Origin of the sequence: Marinobacter salexigens (assembly GCF_002806945.1) — a bacterium.
In the GTDB taxonomy this organism is placed as follows: domain Bacteria; phylum Pseudomonadota; class Gammaproteobacteria; order Pseudomonadales; family Oleiphilaceae; genus Marinobacter; species Marinobacter salexigens.
Window position 1 is genome coordinate 1 of sequence record NZ_NIHC01000001.1, and the last position, 17891, is coordinate 17891.

The 17891-nt window shown below is 52.2% G+C and carries 24 protein-coding genes; 16 read left to right on the plus strand and 8 right to left on the minus strand.

Going from position 1 to position 17891, the window contains the following annotated elements; translation table 11 throughout:
- The first annotated feature begins 701 nt into the window (after positions 1 to 701).
- From CDH47_RS00015 to CDH47_RS00025, 3 genes are all read left to right on the plus strand, one after another.
- A complete protein-coding gene (locus CDH47_RS00015; protein WP_100637764.1) occupies positions 702 to 1304 on the plus strand; it encodes a hypothetical protein in 603 nt (200 codons plus the stop codon).
- A gap of 80 nt (positions 1305 to 1384) precedes the next feature.
- A complete protein-coding gene (locus CDH47_RS00020) occupies positions 1385 to 1705 on the plus strand; it encodes a tautomerase family protein (RefSeq protein WP_100637765.1) in 321 nt (106 codons plus the stop codon).
- 112 nt (positions 1706 to 1817) lie between these two features.
- Positions 1818 to 2270 (plus strand): hypothetical protein, encoded by a 453-nt coding sequence (locus CDH47_RS00025; protein WP_100637766.1) that lies wholly within the window; start codon positions 1818 to 1820, stop codon positions 2268 to 2270.
- A gap of 8 nt (positions 2271 to 2278) precedes the next feature.
- On the opposite strand, the gene CDH47_RS00030 is transcribed toward CDH47_RS00025, so the two are convergent.
- The gene (locus CDH47_RS00030; RefSeq protein ID WP_239985533.1) at positions 2279 to 2500 is read right to left on the minus strand and encodes a CcdB family protein; all 222 of its coding nucleotides are present in this window, start codon (positions 2498 to 2500) and stop codon (positions 2279 to 2281) included.
- Positions 2501 to 2703: 203 nt separating this feature from the next.
- Between CDH47_RS00030 and CDH47_RS00035 the strand changes: the two genes are divergently transcribed.
- The gene (locus CDH47_RS00035) at positions 2704 to 3177 is read left to right on the plus strand and encodes an HIT family protein (RefSeq protein WP_100637779.1); all 474 of its coding nucleotides are present in this window, start codon (positions 2704 to 2706) and stop codon (positions 3175 to 3177) included.
- 63 nt (positions 3178 to 3240) lie between these two features.
- Here CDH47_RS00035 and CDH47_RS00040 read toward each other — a convergent pair whose 3' ends face one another.
- Complete coding sequence (locus CDH47_RS00040; protein WP_100637780.1) at positions 3241 to 3768, minus strand: retropepsin-like aspartic protease family protein; 528 nt, start codon at positions 3766 to 3768, stop codon at positions 3241 to 3243.
- Between the two features lie 376 nt (positions 3769 to 4144).
- On the opposite strand from CDH47_RS00040, the gene CDH47_RS00045 reads away from it, so the two are divergent.
- Genes CDH47_RS00045 through CDH47_RS00060 form a run of 4 tightly spaced genes read left to right on the plus strand, consistent with a single transcriptional unit; the run spans position 4145 to position 6473 of the window.
- Positions 4145 to 4816 carry a glutathione S-transferase gene (locus CDH47_RS00045; RefSeq protein ID WP_275667838.1) on the plus strand — a complete coding sequence of 224 codons (672 nt, stop codon included), beginning with the start codon at positions 4145 to 4147 and terminating at the stop codon, positions 4814 to 4816.
- A 1-nt stretch (position 4817) separates the two neighbouring features.
- Positions 4818 to 5750, plus strand: coding sequence for a M14 family metallopeptidase (locus CDH47_RS00050; RefSeq protein ID WP_100637784.1), 933 nt, complete (start codon positions 4818 to 4820; stop codon positions 5748 to 5750).
- 10 nt (positions 5751 to 5760) lie between these two features.
- Positions 5761 to 6063 (plus strand): hypothetical protein, encoded by a 303-nt coding sequence (locus tag CDH47_RS00055; protein ID WP_100637785.1) that lies wholly within the window; start codon positions 5761 to 5763, stop codon positions 6061 to 6063.
- A 29-nt stretch (positions 6064 to 6092) separates the two neighbouring features.
- On the plus strand, positions 6093 to 6473 hold the full coding sequence (locus CDH47_RS00060) for a PaaI family thioesterase (protein WP_100637786.1): 381 nt from the start codon (positions 6093 to 6095) through the stop codon (positions 6471 to 6473).
- On the opposite strand, the gene CDH47_RS00065 is transcribed toward CDH47_RS00060, so the two are convergent.
- The gene (locus tag CDH47_RS00065) at positions 6451 to 7098 is read right to left on the minus strand and encodes a GNAT family N-acetyltransferase (protein WP_100637787.1); all 648 of its coding nucleotides are present in this window, start codon (positions 7096 to 7098) and stop codon (positions 6451 to 6453) included. The genes CDH47_RS00060 and CDH47_RS00065 overlap by 23 nt on opposite strands.
- A gap of 195 nt (positions 7099 to 7293) precedes the next feature.
- On the opposite strand from CDH47_RS00065, the gene CDH47_RS00070 reads away from it, so the two are divergent.
- A complete protein-coding gene (locus CDH47_RS00070) occupies positions 7294 to 8493 on the plus strand; it encodes a hypothetical protein (protein ID WP_100637788.1) in 1200 nt (399 codons plus the stop codon).
- On the opposite strand, the gene CDH47_RS00075 is transcribed toward CDH47_RS00070, so the two are convergent.
- Positions 8462 to 9007: a shikimate kinase gene (locus CDH47_RS00075; RefSeq protein ID WP_100638696.1), complete on the minus strand. Its 546-nt coding sequence runs from the start codon at positions 9005 to 9007 to the stop codon at positions 8462 to 8464. The two genes, CDH47_RS00070 and CDH47_RS00075, sit on opposite strands and share 32 nt — an antisense overlap.
- 56 nt (positions 9008 to 9063) lie before the next feature.
- Positions 9064 to 9237: a hypothetical protein gene (locus CDH47_RS17505; protein ID WP_161494465.1), complete on the minus strand. Its 174-nt coding sequence runs from the start codon at positions 9235 to 9237 to the stop codon at positions 9064 to 9066.
- A 204-nt stretch (positions 9238 to 9441) separates the two neighbouring features.
- Here CDH47_RS17505 and CDH47_RS00080 point away from each other — a divergent pair, with 204 nt between their 5' ends.
- The 3 genes from CDH47_RS00080 to CDH47_RS00090 all read left to right on the plus strand — a co-directional run bounded on the left by CDH47_RS00080 (position 9442) and on the right by CDH47_RS00090 (position 11354).
- Entirely contained in the window at positions 9442 to 10362 is a 921-nt protein-coding gene (locus tag CDH47_RS00080) for a lysophospholipid acyltransferase family protein (protein WP_100637790.1), read from the plus strand.
- Between the two features lie 123 nt (positions 10363 to 10485).
- On the plus strand, positions 10486 to 11076 hold the full coding sequence (locus tag CDH47_RS00085; RefSeq protein ID WP_100637792.1) for an HdeD family acid-resistance protein: 591 nt from the start codon (positions 10486 to 10488) through the stop codon (positions 11074 to 11076).
- A gap of 77 nt (positions 11077 to 11153) precedes the next feature.
- Positions 11154 to 11354 carry a hypothetical protein gene (locus tag CDH47_RS00090; RefSeq protein ID WP_100637793.1) on the plus strand — a complete coding sequence of 67 codons (201 nt, stop codon included), beginning with the start codon at positions 11154 to 11156 and terminating at the stop codon, positions 11352 to 11354.
- A gap of 23 nt (positions 11355 to 11377) precedes the next feature.
- Here CDH47_RS00090 and CDH47_RS00095 read toward each other — a convergent pair whose 3' ends face one another.
- Both CDH47_RS00095 and CDH47_RS00100 read right to left on the minus strand, forming a co-directional pair.
- The gene (locus tag CDH47_RS00095; protein WP_100637796.1) at positions 11378 to 11833 is read right to left on the minus strand and encodes an MgtC/SapB family protein; all 456 of its coding nucleotides are present in this window, start codon (positions 11831 to 11833) and stop codon (positions 11378 to 11380) included.
- Positions 11834 to 11879: 46 nt separating this feature from the next.
- Complete coding sequence (locus CDH47_RS00100; protein ID WP_100637798.1) at positions 11880 to 13046, minus strand: AI-2E family transporter; 1167 nt, start codon at positions 13044 to 13046, stop codon at positions 11880 to 11882.
- Between the two features lie 201 nt (positions 13047 to 13247).
- Here CDH47_RS00100 and CDH47_RS00105 point away from each other — a divergent pair, with 201 nt between their 5' ends.
- The 4 genes from CDH47_RS00105 (at position 13248) to ahpC (ending at position 16811) form a co-directional block, all read left to right on the plus strand.
- On the plus strand, positions 13248 to 14258 hold the full coding sequence (locus CDH47_RS00105; RefSeq protein WP_100637800.1) for a DctP family TRAP transporter solute-binding subunit: 1011 nt from the start codon (positions 13248 to 13250) through the stop codon (positions 14256 to 14258).
- Positions 14259 to 14321: 63 nt separating this feature from the next.
- The gene (locus CDH47_RS00110; protein WP_100637802.1) at positions 14322 to 14816 is read left to right on the plus strand and encodes a TRAP transporter small permease; all 495 of its coding nucleotides are present in this window, start codon (positions 14322 to 14324) and stop codon (positions 14814 to 14816) included.
- Positions 14806 to 16110, plus strand: coding sequence for a TRAP transporter large permease (locus CDH47_RS00115; RefSeq protein ID WP_100637804.1), 1305 nt, complete (start codon positions 14806 to 14808; stop codon positions 16108 to 16110). The genes CDH47_RS00110 and CDH47_RS00115 overlap by 11 nt, the downstream gene beginning before the upstream one ends.
- A 137-nt stretch (positions 16111 to 16247) precedes the next feature.
- Complete coding sequence (gene ahpC / locus CDH47_RS00120) at positions 16248 to 16811, plus strand: alkyl hydroperoxide reductase subunit C (RefSeq protein WP_100637806.1); 564 nt, start codon at positions 16248 to 16250, stop codon at positions 16809 to 16811.
- A 131-nt stretch (positions 16812 to 16942) separates the two neighbouring features.
- Here ahpC and CDH47_RS00125 read toward each other — a convergent pair whose 3' ends face one another.
- The gene (locus CDH47_RS00125) at positions 16943 to 17674 is read right to left on the minus strand and encodes a DUF3581 domain-containing protein (RefSeq protein ID WP_100637814.1); all 732 of its coding nucleotides are present in this window, start codon (positions 17672 to 17674) and stop codon (positions 16943 to 16945) included.
- Positions 17675 to 17891 lie beyond the last annotated feature (217 nt).

Sequence of the window (17891 nt, forward strand, 5' to 3'; positions counted from 1 at the left end):
ATCCAGGAAAGTTCTTGGGGCCGGACTATCAACATCAGCGACCCCGATGGCAACCGCGTAGGTGTCAGAGATGAAGTTGGCTTCGTCCACCAGATCAATGCTTAACAAGTCAATTAAGTTCGTTCCCGGCCTGACGGCCGTCCACCGGACGCCCTAGACGGGCGCCGCTTATTATTGGCGTTAGGCACTACGAGGATGAGCAACGCCTATGGTAGTTGCTTTAAAGGCTTTGGTAATTTGGGTTGGCATCCTAGCTTTAGCTACTGCCAATGGAGTACTGCGTGAATCGGTACTTGTACCCGCGTTCGGGACTCCGACAGCGCTCGTGCTTAGCGGCTTGTTGCTCTCAGTCTTAATCATTGGTGTGGCGTACTTGTCCCTGCCATGGCTTCATATTAGTAGGCCCTTTGCGTTCTGTATCGTTGGGGTGGGCTGGCTGGTTCTCACGCTCGTTTTTGAGTTTTCGTTCGGGCTTTGGCAAGGCAAGTCGTGGTTTGAATTGCTTGGGGCTTACACATTCAAGGGTGGGAACATCTGGCCTGTTGTTCTTGCAGCAACAGCCCTTGCACCATACATCGCTGCCAAGCTGAAAGGATGGGTGTAATGCGCCTAACCAGTGCATCAAATTCGTTCCGGCCCGAAGGGCCTCCACCGGACGCCCTAGTCGGGCGCCGTTTATGCAGGCGTTAGCAGGAGTTCCAATGGATCAGGATGAGCTGGAAAGCCAGTTAGAAAAACAGATCCAGTACTTGGTTCGTTCTGCGGAGGCATTTGATGCAGGGCACCAAGATGAGGCACCTCGGATCGCCACTACAATACGAATTTTGTTGCACGAGAGCCGTCGTTCCAGAAGTCTCTTAGGGCTACTTCGAGTTCGTGGAAAGATACAAATACTTTCAACGTCAACTTTTGATTTTAAGACTGACAAAACCTATGGAACATGCACGCTGACAGGTTTCGAGACCGACTCACAGGGAATGAGGGTTGTACCACAGTATGATCGAGTTGCCCGGTCACGTCCGATGCCTGCACACCAGTGGTGGAATGAGGTTATCTTTCGAATGCCTCAAATGGATAAATACACGCGTCGAGATTTCGTGCTGTTTTGCGCCAACAAAGATGGCGGAGCGCACGTCGACAGTCACCCAGAAAAGTTTAAAAGGATCAAGGATGGCAACATCAATTTCACAGGGAAGAAAGATGGCGAGGAATTCAAGTTTACGAATATCTTAGAATGCGCTGTGCGACAGATGGCTTATGAAATTCTCAATAGTCCGGACGTTCAAGCCTTGGTGCACAGCTAACCAGTCGCTGTTGTCGGACGCACCTGCGCTGGCGCTCCGGTACGCCGCAAAGCTTCGCGTTACACATTGCAGGAGGCATCGTGATAGTCATCTATGGAATCAAAGAACACCTTAATCCGATCAAGGCTCAGCTCTCTGAGGTCATTCACGGATGTATGCAGTCCGTACTGGGGATGCCAGAAGACAAACGGGCTCATCGTTTTATCCCTATGGAAGCCGAGGATTTTTATTACCCTGGTGGCAGAACACCCGCATACACGGCCATCGAGATCAATATGATGCAGGGTCGAACTCCCGAGACCCAAAAGGCCCTGATCAAGGAGCAACCGCCACACTGTTGGGGCTTTCGCGGCATGACTGGAGATGAGGCGCGTGATCTCAAGTATTCAGTCAATGTGTAACAAGGCAATCAAATTCGTTCCGGCCCGATGGGCCTCCACCGGACGGCTTTTTCTCCGCTTAGCTGCGTAAAAGCCGCGGTTATTGCGGGCGTTGTGCGGCAATGAAAAGATAATGAAGAAGACAATCCTGTATCGACTATTTGGAGTTGGCTCTGTTCCTAAAAAACTGCGTCCAGTGCTTGAGCGGGAGGGTATTGTTGCTCTCGATGAAGGTATTGGAGGATGGTTCGTAACGAAGCACGTTAATGGGCCTGGAAAGCGATATCGTCACCGCACCGAGGGGTTTTCTGGTTGCCTTGTGGTCACGAAGGCGAGGGTGCTCTGCTACACAAACAGGAAGCGTCAGATCAATATCTCTGTTGAAGACCCCAAGATAGCGAAACTGTATGTTGATACCCCAACAGAACAGATGTTGTGTCTTTCCTTCGAGTCTTCTGACTTTCGCGAAGAATGGCAGGGTGTAATTGTGTTCCGATTCGCAACAGACAAAGCTCTGTCATTTCGGGAGGCTTTGGTAGCTATAGGCGCCCAACAAGGCACTGCAGCGGACAAGCCGCGCCGCTGATTTCAGCGTTAAATGCCCGTGATAGCGAGATCCAGAGCCCCAACAACCTGATCCCTGAAATGTGAGAGGGAACCGATCGGGTTCTTGAGCTGTTTTTCAGGCACAGAAGAAATTTGCGGTGTTAGCAACAGCAATTCCTGGTCGGCAAAAGTGATTACCGGAGTGAGGCCTTGCATGGCTTGACCGTTAAAAGCCGCGCGCTTGCCCAGAGCGCGTGTCTTTTTCAGCAAGTCGCTGTTAACCGATAAATTTGCGGCTTTTTTGGGGCAGTTATGTTGTATAGATCGGCCATTGTAGCCTCCAGTTGCAGTAACACACTTAGCAACAGGGTATGCGCATGATTGTGCGCATGCAATTGCATTTAACCAAAGGCTGTTGTCGGACGCGCATACGCTGCAAAGCTCAGCGTTAGGTGCAGGGAGATTTACACATCATGAGTTGTATTTTCTGCGAGATTGTTCAAGGGGAATCCCCCTGCCACAAAGTATGGGAAGACGATAAGCATCTTGCCTTTTTATCCATTTTCCCTAATACGAAGGGCTTTACGGTGGTCATCCCGAAAACTCATATAGGCAGCTACGCTTTTGATCAAACTGATGAAATATTGTGTGAGTTGGTGTCAGCCACCAAGAAAGTTGCGTTGCTACTCGATAAGGCTCTGGATGGCGTTGGCCGAACTGGAATGATCTTTGAGGGGTATGGCGTTGACCACCTTCATAGCAAATTATTCCCGATGCACGGAACGGGCGACAACTCTCGTTTTCAGCTTAGAGAAGCGGGCTTGACCAAATTCTTTGAAAGATATGAGGGTTATCTTTCGTCCCACGATTGCCCCCGTGCAAACGATGAAGAATTGGCTGAGTTGGCACGGCACATAAGATTATGCGAAACGAAGCCGGGTTTATAAAGCCGAAAGTGTAAGGAGCCTTGCCCTGTAGGTTATAAGAGCATGGGCAAAGCGTCTTGCTGGTCAACGTGTTTCCAGGCTTAGGGTCAGAACGCCTGATTGCTGGGAGAAATTAAGCTGTCCAAGCACACTCATGCCCAGTAACACCATGTCACGGTCCATGGCGGGGTTGATGGTGCCGGGTACATTATTGAATGTGAGATCGCCCAGGCGGAGTTCTCGAATAGTAGTACTCCACACATTCACTGTGCCAGCGGCAGTGCGTGCATGGCCGGGCATCCCCCGGTTAAGACCGGCTTTATTCGCGATGCTCTCTGGCACAGACACAGTTGTGGCACCAGTATCCAGTATGAAGGTGACGTTTTGGTTGTTGATGGTGCCGTTTGCCAGATAGTGGCCCTGGCGGTTGGCCTGCAGTTTGATTTCGGTAGCGTTTCCGTGGGAGTGGCTAACCAGTTGCTGGTTTGGGTTGGTTTTACGGGAATCCCAACCTCCTAGTAAGTACGCCGCAGCCGCGAGGAACACAACCCAGAAAATAGCGAAGTAAAACAGGTATCGGTTTTCGGGCTTGATGAAGCCAGGTTTACTCATTCTGTTCCTTGTTATGGGGCGTCTGACAGGCTACCTGGATTCTAACCCATTCCGGGCACCAGAGCAGGACGCCGGTGCCACGCCGACTTCTCTGCTTGGGTTTTAGGGTCTTTTGGTGTAGATGAGTATGTGAGACCACAAACTGATAGGGTTGGAATATGAATGTAAGGCTTGCCGGGACTATTGGCACATTTTTTCTGGTTGTTCTGGGGCTAATGTATAACGTTGGGGAATTTAGCGTTGCCGATTTCTTTGTGTTTCTGGGCTTGGGGGCTATTGCCAGCTTAATTGCTTGGTTTAAGCTATTTAAGCCAAGCTCTCAACGATAAGGCAACTAAGAGAGCATTCAGCCTGGAGGCACACTATCACTGTTTCATTGCACCGCTTGTACTCCTTTCGTCGTTGCCCTTACGCCATGCGCGCCCGGCTCGGAATCCTGTTCGCCGAGATGAAGGTAGAGCTGCGCGAGATAGTGCTGAAAAACAAGCCGGCGCAGATGTTGGCTATCAGTCCTAAGGGTACGGTTCCCGTACTGGAGCTGGTTGAGAGTGGTAGCGCCAATAGCCTTGTGATCGAGGAAAGCCGGGAAATACTCGAATGGGCTCTGCAGAAGAATGATCCGCAAGGTTTGTTAAGCACCGATTTGGATAGTGCTAACGCCCTGATCGACCGCAACGATAACGAATTCAAACATTGGCTGGATCGCTATAAATACGCCGATCGCCATCCGGAACTGAGCCAGCTGGAATACCGGCAGCAGGGCGAGGTGTTTTTACAGGCGTTAGAGAATCTACTGGCCAGCAACACCTATTTGCTGGGGGATAGCATCAGCATCGCAGATGTGGGCATCATGCCCTTTGTACGCCAGTTCGCCCATGTAGACCGGGACGTTTTTTACAGCCTGTCTTATCCGAATCTTCAGCGATGGCTGAGAGAATGGCTGGAGCACCCGGTATTTCTGCAGGCCATGGTCAAGTTTCAGCCCTGGCAGGAAGGAGATGAATTGGTGATATTTCCCAGCGACACCCCCAAAGGAGAAAAAGCCTGAGATGAATGCAGTCCCTGAATCCTATCCCATCGGAACGCCCGGCACGCCTTGGGGCGAACGGGAACGCGCCGAATGGTTGTCCCGGCAGAGCCATCAACGCAGCTATGAAGCTGATGTGTTGAGTGTAATCAAAGGCCTGCGCTCGCGCTTCGATGTGGAAGAGTATGGCCGCCTGAACTATGGCTCTGAGAGCTATCCCCTGATGGCGATCCGAAGCCGCGACTGGCGTGAGGATTTGCCGGTTGTCCTGATTACCGGCGGGGTGCATGGCTATGAGACCAGTGGTGTGCATGGCGCGCTGCAGTTTGTGGATCAGCACGGGGAGGATTATGCGGGCCGTATCAACTTGCTGGTCGCCCCTTGTGTTAGCCCTTGGGCTTATGAGCGCATTCATCGCTGGAACGCAGATGCCATCGACCCGAATCGCTCCTTCCATCAAAACAGCGCAGCAGGGGAATCGGCGGCACTTATGCAACTGGTCGAGCCGATCCGCGATCGTGTGGTATTGCACATGGATCTACACGAGACTACCGATAGCGACGAAAGCGAGTTTCGGCCTGCGTTGGCAGCCCGGGATGGCGAGCCGTTCGAGCCGGGTGAGATTCCTGATGGCTTCTATCTGGTTGATGACAGCGAGAACCCGCAGCCCGAGTTCCAACAGGCGCTGATCAAGGCAGTGGAGCAGGTGACTCATATTGCGCCGGCTGATGACAAAGGCGAGATTTTCGGTTCACCAGTGGTTGCCCGGGGCGTTATTCAGTATCCCCTCGCGCCGCTGGGTTTGTGCGCCAGTATCACCCGTGCACCTTACAAAACCACCACCGAAGTCTATCCCGACAGTGCCAGTGTGACCCCCGAACAATGCAATGCTGCACAGGTTGCGGCGGTGTGTGCGGGGATTGATTACGCGCTGGTCTCCGGCAAGCCAGAGTAGTGAGTGCGCCATGAAGTTCATGATCGCTGCTGTATTTATTGCTGTTGCCGGCGTTCTGATTTGGCATACCAAGCAGAATCTGAATCCTGTGGAGCATGCCTGTGCAAAGGAGATAGGTGATCTGCTGGATGCCAGCCCGGATGCGGAACCGCAGTCTATTGCCAATATTTTCAAGAAGCACGGCATTCCACAATCGCGCACAGACAAAGTTGGCGCGATGGTTATGGCGCAGTTGAAGAAGCATGGTATGAAATCAGAGGACGCGAGGATTGTTATGGCACAGGTGAGGGCTGCTTACTCGCTGATTGAGTAACGAGGTGGAACCTTTTGGGGGAGAAATTAATGCATCACCCTTTTGCAGAATTGATCGGGATGGACGTTGAGTTTACCGAACCCGAAACCAGTGTTTGCTCGATGACGGTCGAGCAAAAGCACTTGAACCCTCATAAGGTAGTGCATGGTGCGGTTTTGTACGCGCTGGCAGATACGGGCATGGGCGCTGCAGTCTATCCGCTGCTTTCAGAAGGGGAGTTGTGTGCCACTGTGGAGATAAAAATTAACTACTATGCGCCGGTTTTTGAAGGCGAGGTGCACTGCAAAACGAAGGTTGTGAATCGGGGAAAGGCGATTGTAAACCTGGAGTCCGAGATATTCAGTGGTGACAGACTGGTGGCCAAGGCCAATGGAAACTACTCCATATTCAGGCCTGGTAAGCCGCGTTGATCTCTGGAGTTTCGCCATGAGTAAACGCGGGCTTCATCATCACCCAGCTTGGTGTTGCCAGAATTGACGGCTGAGCCAGTACTGAAAAACCAAATCGTTCATAAAACCCCACGTTGCTCAGCTTGTCGGTCTCCAGATAATGGGCGTCGCCAGAACCCGTCTTGAGCGCCAGTTCCATTAGTTGAGAGCCAATGCCCTGATGTTGCCATGCGGGTGCTGTCGCCAGTGGACCCAGGTGCCAGTGAGGTGTGGGCGGGTCCAGCCTGGCCCAGGTGCCTAACCAGATCGCTAAGCGCACAGTGCCTGCAGGGTTATTTGAGTTGAGTAGTGCGGGCATCATTTTTAAAAGGTCGGTAAGCGAGGGTTTGCAATGCTTGGGCGGCAGCATGCCCATTACGCCAACCAGTGTTCCTTCCACAAAAGCTCCGTGAAGCTGGCCTTTGCGGTGAACGTACCTGATCAGGCTCGGGAAAAAACGGCCAAGCCGGCGCAGTCGCAATTCTGGCGGTGCTCCAAATACTTTTATGTGAATCGGGTTGTCGTTCATGGCAGCAGCGCAGAGTTTTGCTGCCTCTCTCAGGTCACTCTTGCCCAGAGAGTGGATCGCAAAAGGTTTTCTATCCATTGAATCAGCTCCCTTTATGGCGCTATGACGCGCCTGCTGTCCCTGTACCGAAAGCCTTGCAGTTGCAGTGGTTCGCTTTGCTACATTGTTTAGTGCACCTTTGAGGACTATGATTCAATCAAACCGTGCCTTCAAGTGCAGTGGGGCAACGGGGCAGGGGAATGCCCATGGGCCTGTTAAAGAAGGTGCATAACGATGCTCATAACCTCGGGAAAATGGCGCTTTGCACTTGGGGCTATTTGCCTCGCATTTTTGGGTTCTAGCGACGCTGAATCAGCTAACTCTGCGGACACGGCCCAGTCTTCCGCTCCCGGCAATAGATTGGTGATGCGCGAACATGCCATACGCGATCCAGGTTTGAATAACATCGTGGCAAGCACGGTGTTAGTGCCTGAAGGATGGAAACTTGAAGGTGGCATCACCCGCACGCCGAGCCAGGTATTTAACCTGCCAATAATCAGAGACGTAAATATCACAGCACCAGATGGCAGGGGCGTTCGTTTCTATCCAAGCTTTTCTTTCGAATTCAGTTCCATGTCACCAGGCCAGATTATGCAGCCGACGCCGGGCGGGAGTCTTTATATGCCCCTTCCTGAATCGCCAGGCCGCTGGTTGATGGAGATGGTAGAGCGCAACCCGAACCCAACGGTCAGTGATCTCAGGCTTGTTTCTGAAGAAGTAGTACCCGAATTAACTCAAAAGCTTCGCCAGCAAAACGCGCAGATGTTCCAGTTAGTCGAGCAGGGCAATATGACGTCTGCACCTATGGGTTATGGCTCCAGATTTGATACCCAGGCCACCAAGATTCTGCTTGCCTACAAGCAGAATGGTAAAGCGCTTGAGGAAACGGTTCTCGTTACCTGGCAGTACCTGGTCATTATTAGCCAGGGGCAGATGACTGCCGGTAGCTGGAATATCAACCACATGCGCAGCTTCCGTGGGCCAGCGGGCACAAATTACCTGGGCGATGCCATGCTCTCGGCCATTGTTCAGTCGATTCGTCCAAACCCGGCATGGGAGGCAGAGATGCAGCGGTATTGGCAGAAGCTGTCTCGCATACAACAAAAAGGTGCCAGCGACCGCTTGGCCAACTTGCAGGATCATGGGCGCAAGATGGGCAAGATTAACAGCGATATAAACGACATTATCATGGGTGGATACAAGGAGCGTACCGCCAGCAGTGATCGTGCTCAGAAGCAGTACGTGGACGCCATAAGAGAGGAAACTGCTTACTCAACACCTTCAGGTGAGACCATCAAGCTGCCAAGTTTTTACGACCATGTTTATACCGACGGCCAGGGGACTTACATCCTTAATAACGATGCTTTCTACAACCCCAATAGGGATTCAACGGTAAATGGTGTCAGCTGGGATCGGATTGAAGCTCAGCAGTAACCTTGAGCAGTTTTTCCAAAGCTTGATTGTGGCTTTTATGCTCGCCTTGAATAACCACATCTGCGTAGCGGGTGTACAGCTCATACCGCTCTGCAAACAAGTCTTCCAATGATTGGTCCGGGCGCTTTGAAATGCCTCGCAGGCTGAAGTCGCCGATGCGCTGGCGTACCGTTGCGAGAGAAATATCCAGGAATACGACAAGGCTGTTTTGCTTGAGGTGCCGCATCGCGCGGTCGCTGTAGACTGCGCTGCCGCCAGTTGCAATAACCTGGCCCGTCACATCCAGGCTGCATAGAACCTGTTCTTCAATTCGCCGCAAAGCCTCGTAGCCTTCGCCATCCACAATGGCCTGTAATGTATGGCCAGAGTGCGACTGAATCAACAGGTCCGTATCTACGAACCCCAAGGCAGCCGCTTTAGCCAATAGAACGCCAAGGGTGCTTTTACCTGAACCAGGCATTCCAATCAGGACAACATTATTGAGTGGTGATGGCAAAGTGTAAGTGACCTGCATGTGGGCTAGAGGCTTGAAGACAAGTGCGTACTCAGGGTGACCCCAAGCCTGTTGCATTAACTTCCTAGTACATTCGTTTCATTCTTTTTGGACTTTTTGGCCGCTTTCTTTTCCTTTGCGGTTAAAAGCGGCTTTTTCTTGGTGTCTTTTTTTTTATCTTGCCCTTTACTCATGATTTTTACCTCGATAACCAATGCACTGAATAACAATGCAAGCTGCCATGCAGCCATGCCAGTATGGCCTCAATGATGAGCAACGGAAAGGCATTGTTATTCTTTGTGATCCTAACACGGAGGCTAAAGTGCAGTGGCATAGTGAATTTGCCCATCTGATGTTACGCCCTATAGTGGAGTTTTCTATTAATTCATAGTCTCACCTACACTGTTGGTTGAAACTGTGTCACGCTCTCTGGCCCCTTTTGCAGGCTAGGACGTATGCCCCTATCGAGTAACAAAAAAGCTCCGCACCTTTGGCATCCGCGACTTTGGCCTTCCTGGGCGCTGGTTTTCACATTGTATCTGTTGTCATTTTTGCCCATGGCTGCCAAGCAGAAGCTGGGAAAGCGGCTGGGTCGTTTGTTGAACACCAAGCTTAAATCCCGCGCGCGAGTTGCCGATCGTAATCTGGCCAAATGCTTTCCCGAGCTGGATGAGAAGGCCCGGAGCCAGCTGGTGGAAGATAATTTTGTTGCATGCAGCCGTGGGCTTCTCGAAAGTACCCACGCCTGGTGGCAGGATATGGCGCCCTATTGCGAGGCTGCTGAGGTGCAAGGCCTGGAATATCTGAGGGAAGCCCGGAGCAAGGGTAAGGGAGTGCTGCTGATTGGTGGGCACTACAGTATTTTTGACTTTGCTTTACCGCTGGTGGCCTGCCACTTGAGCAAACCTGGTTATGTTTACCGGCCCAATAATAATCCGGTCATTGATCGCATGATCGAAAATGGTCGTCGCCGTCATTTCGGCATCCGTCCGTTTGCCAAGCGCGAGCTAAGGCCGATGGTATCGTTTTTGAAAAAGGGTGGCGAAATCTGGTTCGCTTGCGATCAGGATTTTGGCGGCAAAACCGAGCTGTTTGTTCCGTTTTTTGGTGTGGAAACCGGATGTATTACCTCTCCAAGCTACATTGCAAAGGTTTCCGGCGCGTCGGTTATTTGCGTAAGCCATCTGCGTATGCCTGGTGGAAGCTACCAGGTGGCGTTTTCACCGGTACAGGTCGATTTTGGAGTCGATAAGCACAAGGATACCGAGATCTGGAACCGCTATATTGAGGACGCGATTCGTGAACAGCCTGATCAGTATTTATGGCTGCACAAGCGCTTTAAAACCCGCCCCGAGGGGGCAAGTAAAGTCTATTGAACAGCGACTTGCCTCCTGGGTCTGTATACGAATAACAAAAAACTGGCCAAGCTGTTAGCATGATAATAGATGCATTATTCTGGTTCAAATTTTGCCATGTCATTAAACACGCTGGAGAAGAATATGTCGCAATCAGGCAGGAATGTTTACACCGAAAGCCAACTTGCTTTGCTGCAGGGCGTTGTCGGGGACTTGAGCAAGCATTGGGGTTGGCTGCTGGCGTTGGGTATTCTTTTTATAGTTTTAGGAACGGTCGCTCTTGGTATGAGTGTCGCAGTCACGGTTGCAACCGTGCTGTTTTTTGGCGTTCTGTTGGCAATAGGTGGAGCGTTCCAGCTGGTTGAGGCCTTCAAATGCCGGGGCTGGAAAAGTATTCTGATGCACGTTCTGATTGCACTGCTGTACATAGTGGCTGGGGTTACAATGATAACCGAGCCGGTCTCCGGTTCTCTGGTGTTAACTGCCTTCCTGGGCGGCATTTTTGTTGCGACCGGTCTTTTGCGGATTGTGATGGGCTTCCAGTTAAAGAATGTTGGCCTGCGCTGGGGTTGGATGGTCTTTGCCGGCGTTGTTTCTCTGGTGCTTGGCGGTATGATCTTCTTTCAGTGGCCCATGTCAGCGCTCTGGGTGATTGGCCTGCTGGTTGCCATTGAAATGATTTTCCACGGCTGGGCTTATGTAATGATCGCTCTGGCACTGAAAACCGTTCGGTAGAGCTGATGCGATGTTAGCGTGGCCCCTGGGGCCGCGCTTTTCAGTGTGTTTCTGTCCTGAATGCAGAGGATGAGAAGATGTCACCGATTCTACTGAAAATAGCTGGCTTGCTCGCAATCGGTATGGCTGTCTTCGGGCTGCTTACGGGCAAGGTGCCCGCCGGGGCCCGAGGATTCAAAACCAATTACTATCACCGGAATGACGCCCCTTTTCTGTTCTACGGGTTCGTTTTCATTTATCTGTTCATCGGAGCGGTTGTACTCGCCAATTCCGGCTGATTATCAGGCACGCCAGGTGTATTTCAGTCGCCGTTCATGACTTCATGCTGGAAGCGGCCGAGCACCGCGATGATGATCAGCGCCATCAAGGTGATCATCCCGGCAAGGGCAAAGATACCCAGGCCGCAGGCCACGCCAATAGCGCCGGCCATCCATATCGAAGCCCCGGTAGTAATGCCCTGAACGTTGCCACGGCTCTGGATAATGCTGCCAGCACCCAGAAACCCGATGCCGCCGATGACCCCTTCCACAATCCGGGTCGGGTCTATGCTCGCTGAAGGATCGCCTTCTGCAGTAGCAAACAGAATGTGCATACCCATGATGATGAACGCCGAAGCCCCCATCGATACAAGCATGTGAGAGCGCAGGCCAGCGGCCTTGCCTCTTAACTCCCTCTCCAGCCCCAGAAGCAGTGCCAGGCCAGCGGCGGCAAGAAGCCGGATAAACATATCCAGTACAGGGATTTCAGTATCGAACATGGGGTGTCTCCCGTTTTTTGTTGTTCAGCAGTTTGTAACTTTGGTTTTACTTGCCCAGCAACTCACCCACGGGGCGCAGGTTTACCACGTGATCACACAGGGATTTTATGATCATTAATATAGGGGTGGCGATGATTAGCCCCACGGGGCCCCAAAGCCAACCCCAGAACAGCAGCCCGATAAAAATCACCACCGGGTTGAGGCTTGAAACCTGGCTGGTTAACCAGGGTGTGAGCAGGTAGCCCTGAATGCTGGTGATGGCCAACGAAATACCCGCTACAACGATGGCGGTATCCAGCTGGCCAAACTGGATAAAGGCGGCAATACCGGTGCCCAAAAACACCAGAAAAGGCCCCAGGTAGGGAACGGCACTGGCAACACCTGCAACCACGCCCCAAAGCATGGCCTGTTCCACCCCCAGGGCTATGAAGGCAAGCCAGGTCAGTAGGCCCACAAACAGCGCGCCAAGCAGCATCACGAAGAGAAACCGCCGAACCTGATGGTGGAAATCGTTCATGATTCGCGCCGCCTTGCGCATTCGTCCAAACGAGGGGCCGGAGATTTTGACGATCTTGCGCTTATAGAGGGGCCCCACCGCCAGAATGAAGTACACCAGTAACAGCACCGAGAACAACTGCGAAATCATAACCAGTGCCGCAGGGGAGTTTCGGAGCACGTAATCTTCAACATCCATGGGTTTATCCACCACCCGCACAGCGGTGATGCCCTGGTGTGCGGGGTGGTCGTCGCTTTGCCCCTTTGCCGCAGACTCTTCAATTTTCTTGGCGGCTGCCTGGGCTTTCTCAATAATGCCTTCCTCATGCTTTGGAGACTGGGCTTCATTACGTTGGAACTCGTTGATGGCCAGAGGGATTTTGTCCAGTATGGCCATGGCTTCACGTTGCAGCGGAATGCTTGCAGCGGCGACAGCGCTCAGCAGTAGAATCAGAATAATGGCGGCACTGAGTGGCCTGGGAATTCTGAGGCGGTCTAGAGTTGAAACGAGCGGGTCCAGCGCGTAGCTAATCAGCACGGCGACGATTAGTGGCAGTAGCACGGCCTGGGCCCAGCTAATAAAATAGAGTGAGGCGATGCTGGTGAGAACAACCAGCGACATGCTGCGAATGTTTACGGCTTCAATCAGTGCCTTTACGGGTTTTTGATTGTCGTCTGCATTGTTTGGGTTGAGCTTACCCTGTTCGTCGCGTGCCATGGTGTCCACTGAGGTTGTTGTCAGTTTTATATCCCATTAAGTGTAGACTGCACCAACGGCGTGCGAGCAAAAACATCAGCGTTGTAATAGTGCGCTTTTGTTTTGCGTCGCGACAACACCCCCTCTTATAATTCTCACTACCGTGATGTGCTCGGCATCTCACCTTGAGCTCTCCCTTGCAAATAAAAAAAGGAAAACAAAATGTTGAAACCTCGTTCTTTGATGGCTGTTGCTGCCGCGACTTTGCTGCTCAGCTCTGTGGTGAACGCGCAATACAAAGATGAATACACAGTGTCTACCGTTTTGCCGTCGGCGTTTCCCTGGGGACAGGCTGCCGACAAGTGGGTTGAGCTGGTAAAAGAGCGCTCGGAAGGGCGCATTAACATGAAGATTTACAGCAACTCCCAGTTGGTATCTGGTGACCAGACCAAAGAGTTCTCAGCCATGCGCTCGGGGCTAATTGATATGGCCGTTGGCTCAACCATTAACTGGTCGCCTCAGGTGCCAGAGCTGAACCTTTTCTCTCTTCCGTTCCTGATGCCGGATAACGCCGCCATTGATGCCATCACTCAGGGTGAGGCGGGCAAGGCTGTATTCAAAGCCATTGAAAAGCGTGGTGTAACGCCACTGGCCTGGGGTGAGAATGGCTTCCGGGAGCTGTCCAACTCCAAGCTTGCCATTAGTGAGCCCTCTGATCTGGAAGGCCTGAAAATTCGGGTTGTAGGCTCGCCTCTGTTCCAGGATACGTTCACAGCCTTGGGTGCCAACCCTACCCAAATGAGCTGGGCCGACGCCAAGCCAGCACTGACGACGGGTGCTGTCGATGGCCAGGAAAACCCTCTCTCCGTGTTCGATGTGGCGCGTATTGATCAGGTAGGGCAGGAGCACCTTACGCTGTGGCACTACATGGCCGACCCGCTGGTATTTGCAGTGAGCAACCGTGTTTGGGCTCAGTTCAGTTCAGAAGACCAGGCTCTGTTGAAGCAAGCTGCGGTGGACGCAGGTAAGTGGGAAATTGAAAAGTCCCGCGCTGAGCTGGCGGATACGCTGCAAGCCATCAAGGATCGTGGCGTGACGGTTACCGAGCTGACCCAGGAACAGCACGATGCGTTTGTGAACGCCACACTGTCTGTTTACAAGAAGTGGACACCACGTATAGGTGAAGACCTGGTAAAACAGGCTCAAGCAGCCGTAGCCAACCGGAATCAGTAACAGCCCGTGGTATCAGCACCCGTTTATGCGTAACGGGTGCTGATACCAGAACCCGGAGTATTCATGCCCTCGCGACCCCCCAAGTTCCGCCCGGAAGCCTGGCTGGCATCCGTTGCCCTGATTACCATTTGCCTGATCAGTCTTGGCAATGTGATTGTCCGTTACACCACAGATGCTTCCTTTGCGTTCACCGAGGAGTTTTCGGTGTTTCTGTTGGTGTTGCTTACCTTTGGTGGAGCTGCGGTTGCGGCTCGCAACAATCAGCACATTCGCATTGAATTGATTGAACACCATTTGCCGCCTGCCGCGTTAAAAGGGCTTTTTGTTCTGCAGTGGCTTGCCGGTGTTGCCGTTATGGGTGTCACTACTTGGTACGGAAGTATTTTTGCGATGCAGGAATACGATTGGGAGTCCTTGTCGCCGGGATTGGGCCTGCCAAACTGGATTTATGTTATCTGGTTGCCGGTGTTATCGGGTGCAATCATTATTCGGATGACCCAAAACCTCATTGATCGTCTTCGCGGAAATAAAGACCCGGAGGTGATTCATGAGTCCTGATATTCTGATGATCGGCAGCTTTCTGCTGGCACTGATTCTGGGTGTCCCGGTTGCTATAGCTTTGGGATTGGGCGGATTGGTGGGCATAGTATCCGGGTTGTCGCCGGATATGCTTGCCACCTTTGGCACCAATACCTATAACAGCGTGTCCAAATACCCGCTGATCGCGATTCCCCTGTTTATTCTTACCGGCCTCATTTTTGAGCGTGCGGGTGTGGCTGCCAGCCTGGTGCGCTTTGCCCAGGCAATAATAGGGCCGCGGCATGGCAGCCTTACGGTTGTGGCAGTGCTGGTGTGCCTGATTATGGGTGGCATGAGCGGTTCGGGGCCTGCAGATGCGGCGGCGGTGGCTATGGTTATGCTGCCCAGCATGCGTAAAGCGGGTTATCCACAGCCGTTTTCGGCTGCGCTTATTGCGGCCTCGTCGTCTACGGCGATACTGATTCCACCGTCCATCGCCCTGATTCTGTACTCCATTGTGGTGCCCGGTGTGGATCTGCGAGCCTTGTTTGCAGCCGGTTTGTTCCCGGGCATTCTGGCGGGCTTGTCTCTGCTGGTGCCAGCCCTTTACCTTGCCCGTAAATACGGTTGGGAAAACCCCGAGGAATCTGAGCGGCCGCCTTTTTGGCCCAGCTTCAAAGCGGCTCTGCCGGCGCTTTTTGCTCCTGTTATTATTCTGGGTGGCTTGCGCTCCGGCTTGTTCACGCCCACCGAAGCCGCTGTGGTAGCGGTAACCTATGGCGTAATTGTAGGCACCCTTGTTTACCGGAACCTTAGCTTCCGTAATCTGTTTGATTTGATGACCGACGCTGCGGTGACCTCCGGCGTGGTTATGCTGATCATTGCGCTGGCGGGTATTTTCGCCTGGGCAGGAACAACTCTCGGTACCTTCCAGCATCTTGCCGATGCGCTTCTATCACTCTCTGAAAACGGCTGGGTATTGCTGGGGCTGGTTATGGTGCTGGTGTTAATTGCCGGTATGTTGCTGGATGCCATATCGATTTATCTGATTCTTATCCCTATCGTACTGCCTTTGATGAATCACTTTGGCTGGAACCCGGTATGGTTTGGCATCCTGTTGGCCATGAACATTGCCATTGGCCAGTTTACGCCGCCGGTAGCGGTTAACCTGATGGTTACAACACGTATTGCTAATATTCGCCTGGAACATACCATTGGGTGGGCGTTGGTGTTTATCGCCGCCATGAGCGTAAGCCTTTTGTTGGTAATGCTTATGCCTGGCATAGCGCTTTGGCTTCCTGAGCAGCTTGGCTATGTAGTCGGGCCTTGGTAAATAAGACTGCAAAAAAGAGATATAGTTAAATGCTATCGAGCAGTTGAATTTAATCAATTTCACTTAATGTGGTGCTTTGGCTAATATTAACACCGTAGATTCATCAACCCGCAAACGAACCAATAGGAGATTCATCCATGGGCGTGATTAACAGCGAAATCAAACCGTTTAACGCAACCGCCTTCAAACAGGGCGAGTTTGTTGAAATTTCTGAAGCAGACGTTAAAGGCAAGTGGGCGATCTTTTTCTTCTACCCAGCCGACTTCACCTTTGTGTGCCCCACTGAGCTGGGCGACGTAGCAGACCACTACGAAGAACTGCAGAAGCGTGGCGTTGAAGTATTCTCTGTGTCTACCGACACGCACTTTACCCACAAAGCATGGCACGACAGCTCTGAGACTATCGGTAAGATCCAGTACTACATGGTTGGCGACCAGACTGGCACTATCACCAACAACTTTGGTGTAATGCGTGAAGGTCAGGGCCTTGCAGACCGCGCTACTTTCCTGATCGATCCGGATGGAATCATCCAGGCGATGGAAATCACTGCTGAAGGTATTGGCCGTGATGCAGACGACCTGATGCGTAAAGTTAAAGCCGCTCAGTACGTTCGCAACAACCCAGGCGAAGTTTGCCCGGCTGCGTGGAAGGAAGGTGAAGAGACTCTGTCTCCTTCACTGGATCTGGTTGGTAAGATCTAAGCAGCCCTTTAACCGGGAAGCGAAAAGTACAGGCCCTTTATGGGCCTGCTACTAACAGAAAACCCCGGGCTTCCGGGGTTTTCTGTATTTGGGTTTGCGAACTCTGTTCAGCTTTCGATTTAATTCTCGATTCAACTTTCGGCGGCACTGACGCCATAAGCAGAACCGCGAGCTTTGAGCCGATAGAATTCCTCAATGACACCCGCCATGGCATCCGGGCAATAGGCGCGAAGGCCGCCGAGAACAAGGCGTTTGGATACTTCACCTACAGGCTTGCCATCAGAGTTCAGCCGATATTCAAGGGTGACATTGCCACGCTTGCCGCTGTCTTCGAGGTCTGCGTTGTGCAGTTCCAGTTCAGGTGATGATGCATCCAGGCTTTCCAGAGCAATGCTCATGCTTTCGTACATCACCATGGGGCGATCCGGGTTGAACATTACACCCTTCGATTCCATCAATGGTTTGAGCGTGTGAGGAAAGTTTTTACCGGAGGCTGCCACGTAGCAGCGGATAAATTCCTCTATAACCTGCTCATCCCGGGTTGTTTCGCCACCCCGAGTGACTTCCATGTAGACCTTGCCGTTCTGGTCGCACACTTCGATGGTTTCATCACCAATTTCGTGAAACTCCAGCGGTATACCGTCACCTAGCAGGGCGCGGAACTGAAAGGTCATGTGCTTGGACAGGCCGAAGCGTGAAACCACCACCGCAAACAGCAGATCTCCGGGAACGCAGAACCGGCGTGCATCGGGATCGTGGATCGGGTTGAAGTCTCCGGCCACCTCTTTGGCAAACTGGCTGGCCTGGGATGCGGAGATGTGTACGCGTCCGTCCTGAATTGTATAAAAGCGGTCTGGAAACATGTGCTCTTGATCCTGCGTGCAATGGGTAACGCCTCAACGTCTTGCACTATGGTACCGGTGTCGGGCGTGTAAGGGTATGCGCTATTTGTCCATTCGCCTTGGCAGAAACGTTTTCAGAAGGCTAATGATGTCCGGTCGATACCTCTCAATAGTATTAGGCTATCAAACAGTTTGAATCAATTGATTTGAGCATTTTGTTGCTAGTCCGTATTGTTTA

What these genes read in the sequence shown, in the direction of transcription:
- CDH47_RS00015 (WP_100637764.1), top strand. Translation starts at nt 702, where the DNA reads ATGGATCAGGATGAGCTGGAAAGCCAGTTAGAAAAACAGATCCAGTAC.
- CDH47_RS00075 (WP_100638696.1), bottom strand. Translation starts at nt 9,007, where the DNA reads ATGCAGGTCACTTACACTTTGCCATCACCACTCAATAATGTTGTCCTG.
- CDH47_RS00125 (WP_100637814.1), bottom strand. Translation starts at nt 17,674, where the DNA reads ATGTTTCCAGACCGCTTTTATACAATTCAGGACGGACGCGTACACATC.
- CDH47_RS00100 (WP_100637798.1), bottom strand. Translation starts at nt 13,046, where the DNA reads ATGGCACGCGACGAACAGGGTAAGCTCAACCCAAACAATGCAGACGAC.
- CDH47_RS00040 (WP_100637780.1), bottom strand. Translation starts at nt 3,768, where the DNA reads ATGAGTAAACCTGGCTTCATCAAGCCCGAAAACCGATACCTGTTTTAC.
- CDH47_RS00050 (WP_100637784.1), top strand. Translation starts at nt 4,818, where the DNA reads ATGAATGCAGTCCCTGAATCCTATCCCATCGGAACGCCCGGCACGCCT.
- CDH47_RS00060 (WP_100637786.1), top strand. Translation starts at nt 6,093, where the DNA reads ATGCATCACCCTTTTGCAGAATTGATCGGGATGGACGTTGAGTTTACC.
- CDH47_RS00080 (WP_100637790.1), top strand. Translation starts at nt 9,442, where the DNA reads ATGCCCCTATCGAGTAACAAAAAAGCTCCGCACCTTTGGCATCCGCGA.
- CDH47_RS00065 (WP_100637787.1), bottom strand. Translation starts at nt 7,098, where the DNA reads ATGGATAGAAAACCTTTTGCGATCCACTCTCTGGGCAAGAGTGACCTG.
- CDH47_RS00110 (WP_100637802.1), top strand. Translation starts at nt 14,322, where the DNA reads ATGCCCTCGCGACCCCCCAAGTTCCGCCCGGAAGCCTGGCTGGCATCC.
- CDH47_RS00055 (WP_100637785.1), top strand. Translation starts at nt 5,761, where the DNA reads ATGAAGTTCATGATCGCTGCTGTATTTATTGCTGTTGCCGGCGTTCTG.
- CDH47_RS00115 (WP_100637804.1), top strand. Translation starts at nt 14,806, where the DNA reads ATGAGTCCTGATATTCTGATGATCGGCAGCTTTCTGCTGGCACTGATT.
- ahpC (WP_100637806.1), top strand. Translation starts at nt 16,248, where the DNA reads ATGGGCGTGATTAACAGCGAAATCAAACCGTTTAACGCAACCGCCTTC.
- CDH47_RS00095 (WP_100637796.1), bottom strand. Translation starts at nt 11,833, where the DNA reads ATGTTCGATACTGAAATCCCTGTACTGGATATGTTTATCCGGCTTCTT.
- CDH47_RS00090 (WP_100637793.1), top strand. Translation starts at nt 11,154, where the DNA reads ATGTCACCGATTCTACTGAAAATAGCTGGCTTGCTCGCAATCGGTATG.
- CDH47_RS00105 (WP_100637800.1), top strand. Translation starts at nt 13,248, where the DNA reads ATGTTGAAACCTCGTTCTTTGATGGCTGTTGCTGCCGCGACTTTGCTG.
- CDH47_RS17505 (WP_161494465.1), bottom strand. Translation starts at nt 9,237, where the DNA reads ATGGCTGCATGGCAGCTTGCATTGTTATTCAGTGCATTGGTTATCGAG.
- CDH47_RS00025 (WP_100637766.1), top strand. Translation starts at nt 1,818, where the DNA reads ATGAAGAAGACAATCCTGTATCGACTATTTGGAGTTGGCTCTGTTCCT.
- CDH47_RS00070 (WP_100637788.1), top strand. Translation starts at nt 7,294, where the DNA reads ATGCTCATAACCTCGGGAAAATGGCGCTTTGCACTTGGGGCTATTTGC.
- CDH47_RS00085 (WP_100637792.1), top strand. Translation starts at nt 10,486, where the DNA reads ATGTCGCAATCAGGCAGGAATGTTTACACCGAAAGCCAACTTGCTTTG.
- CDH47_RS00035 (WP_100637779.1), top strand. Translation starts at nt 2,704, where the DNA reads ATGAGTTGTATTTTCTGCGAGATTGTTCAAGGGGAATCCCCCTGCCAC.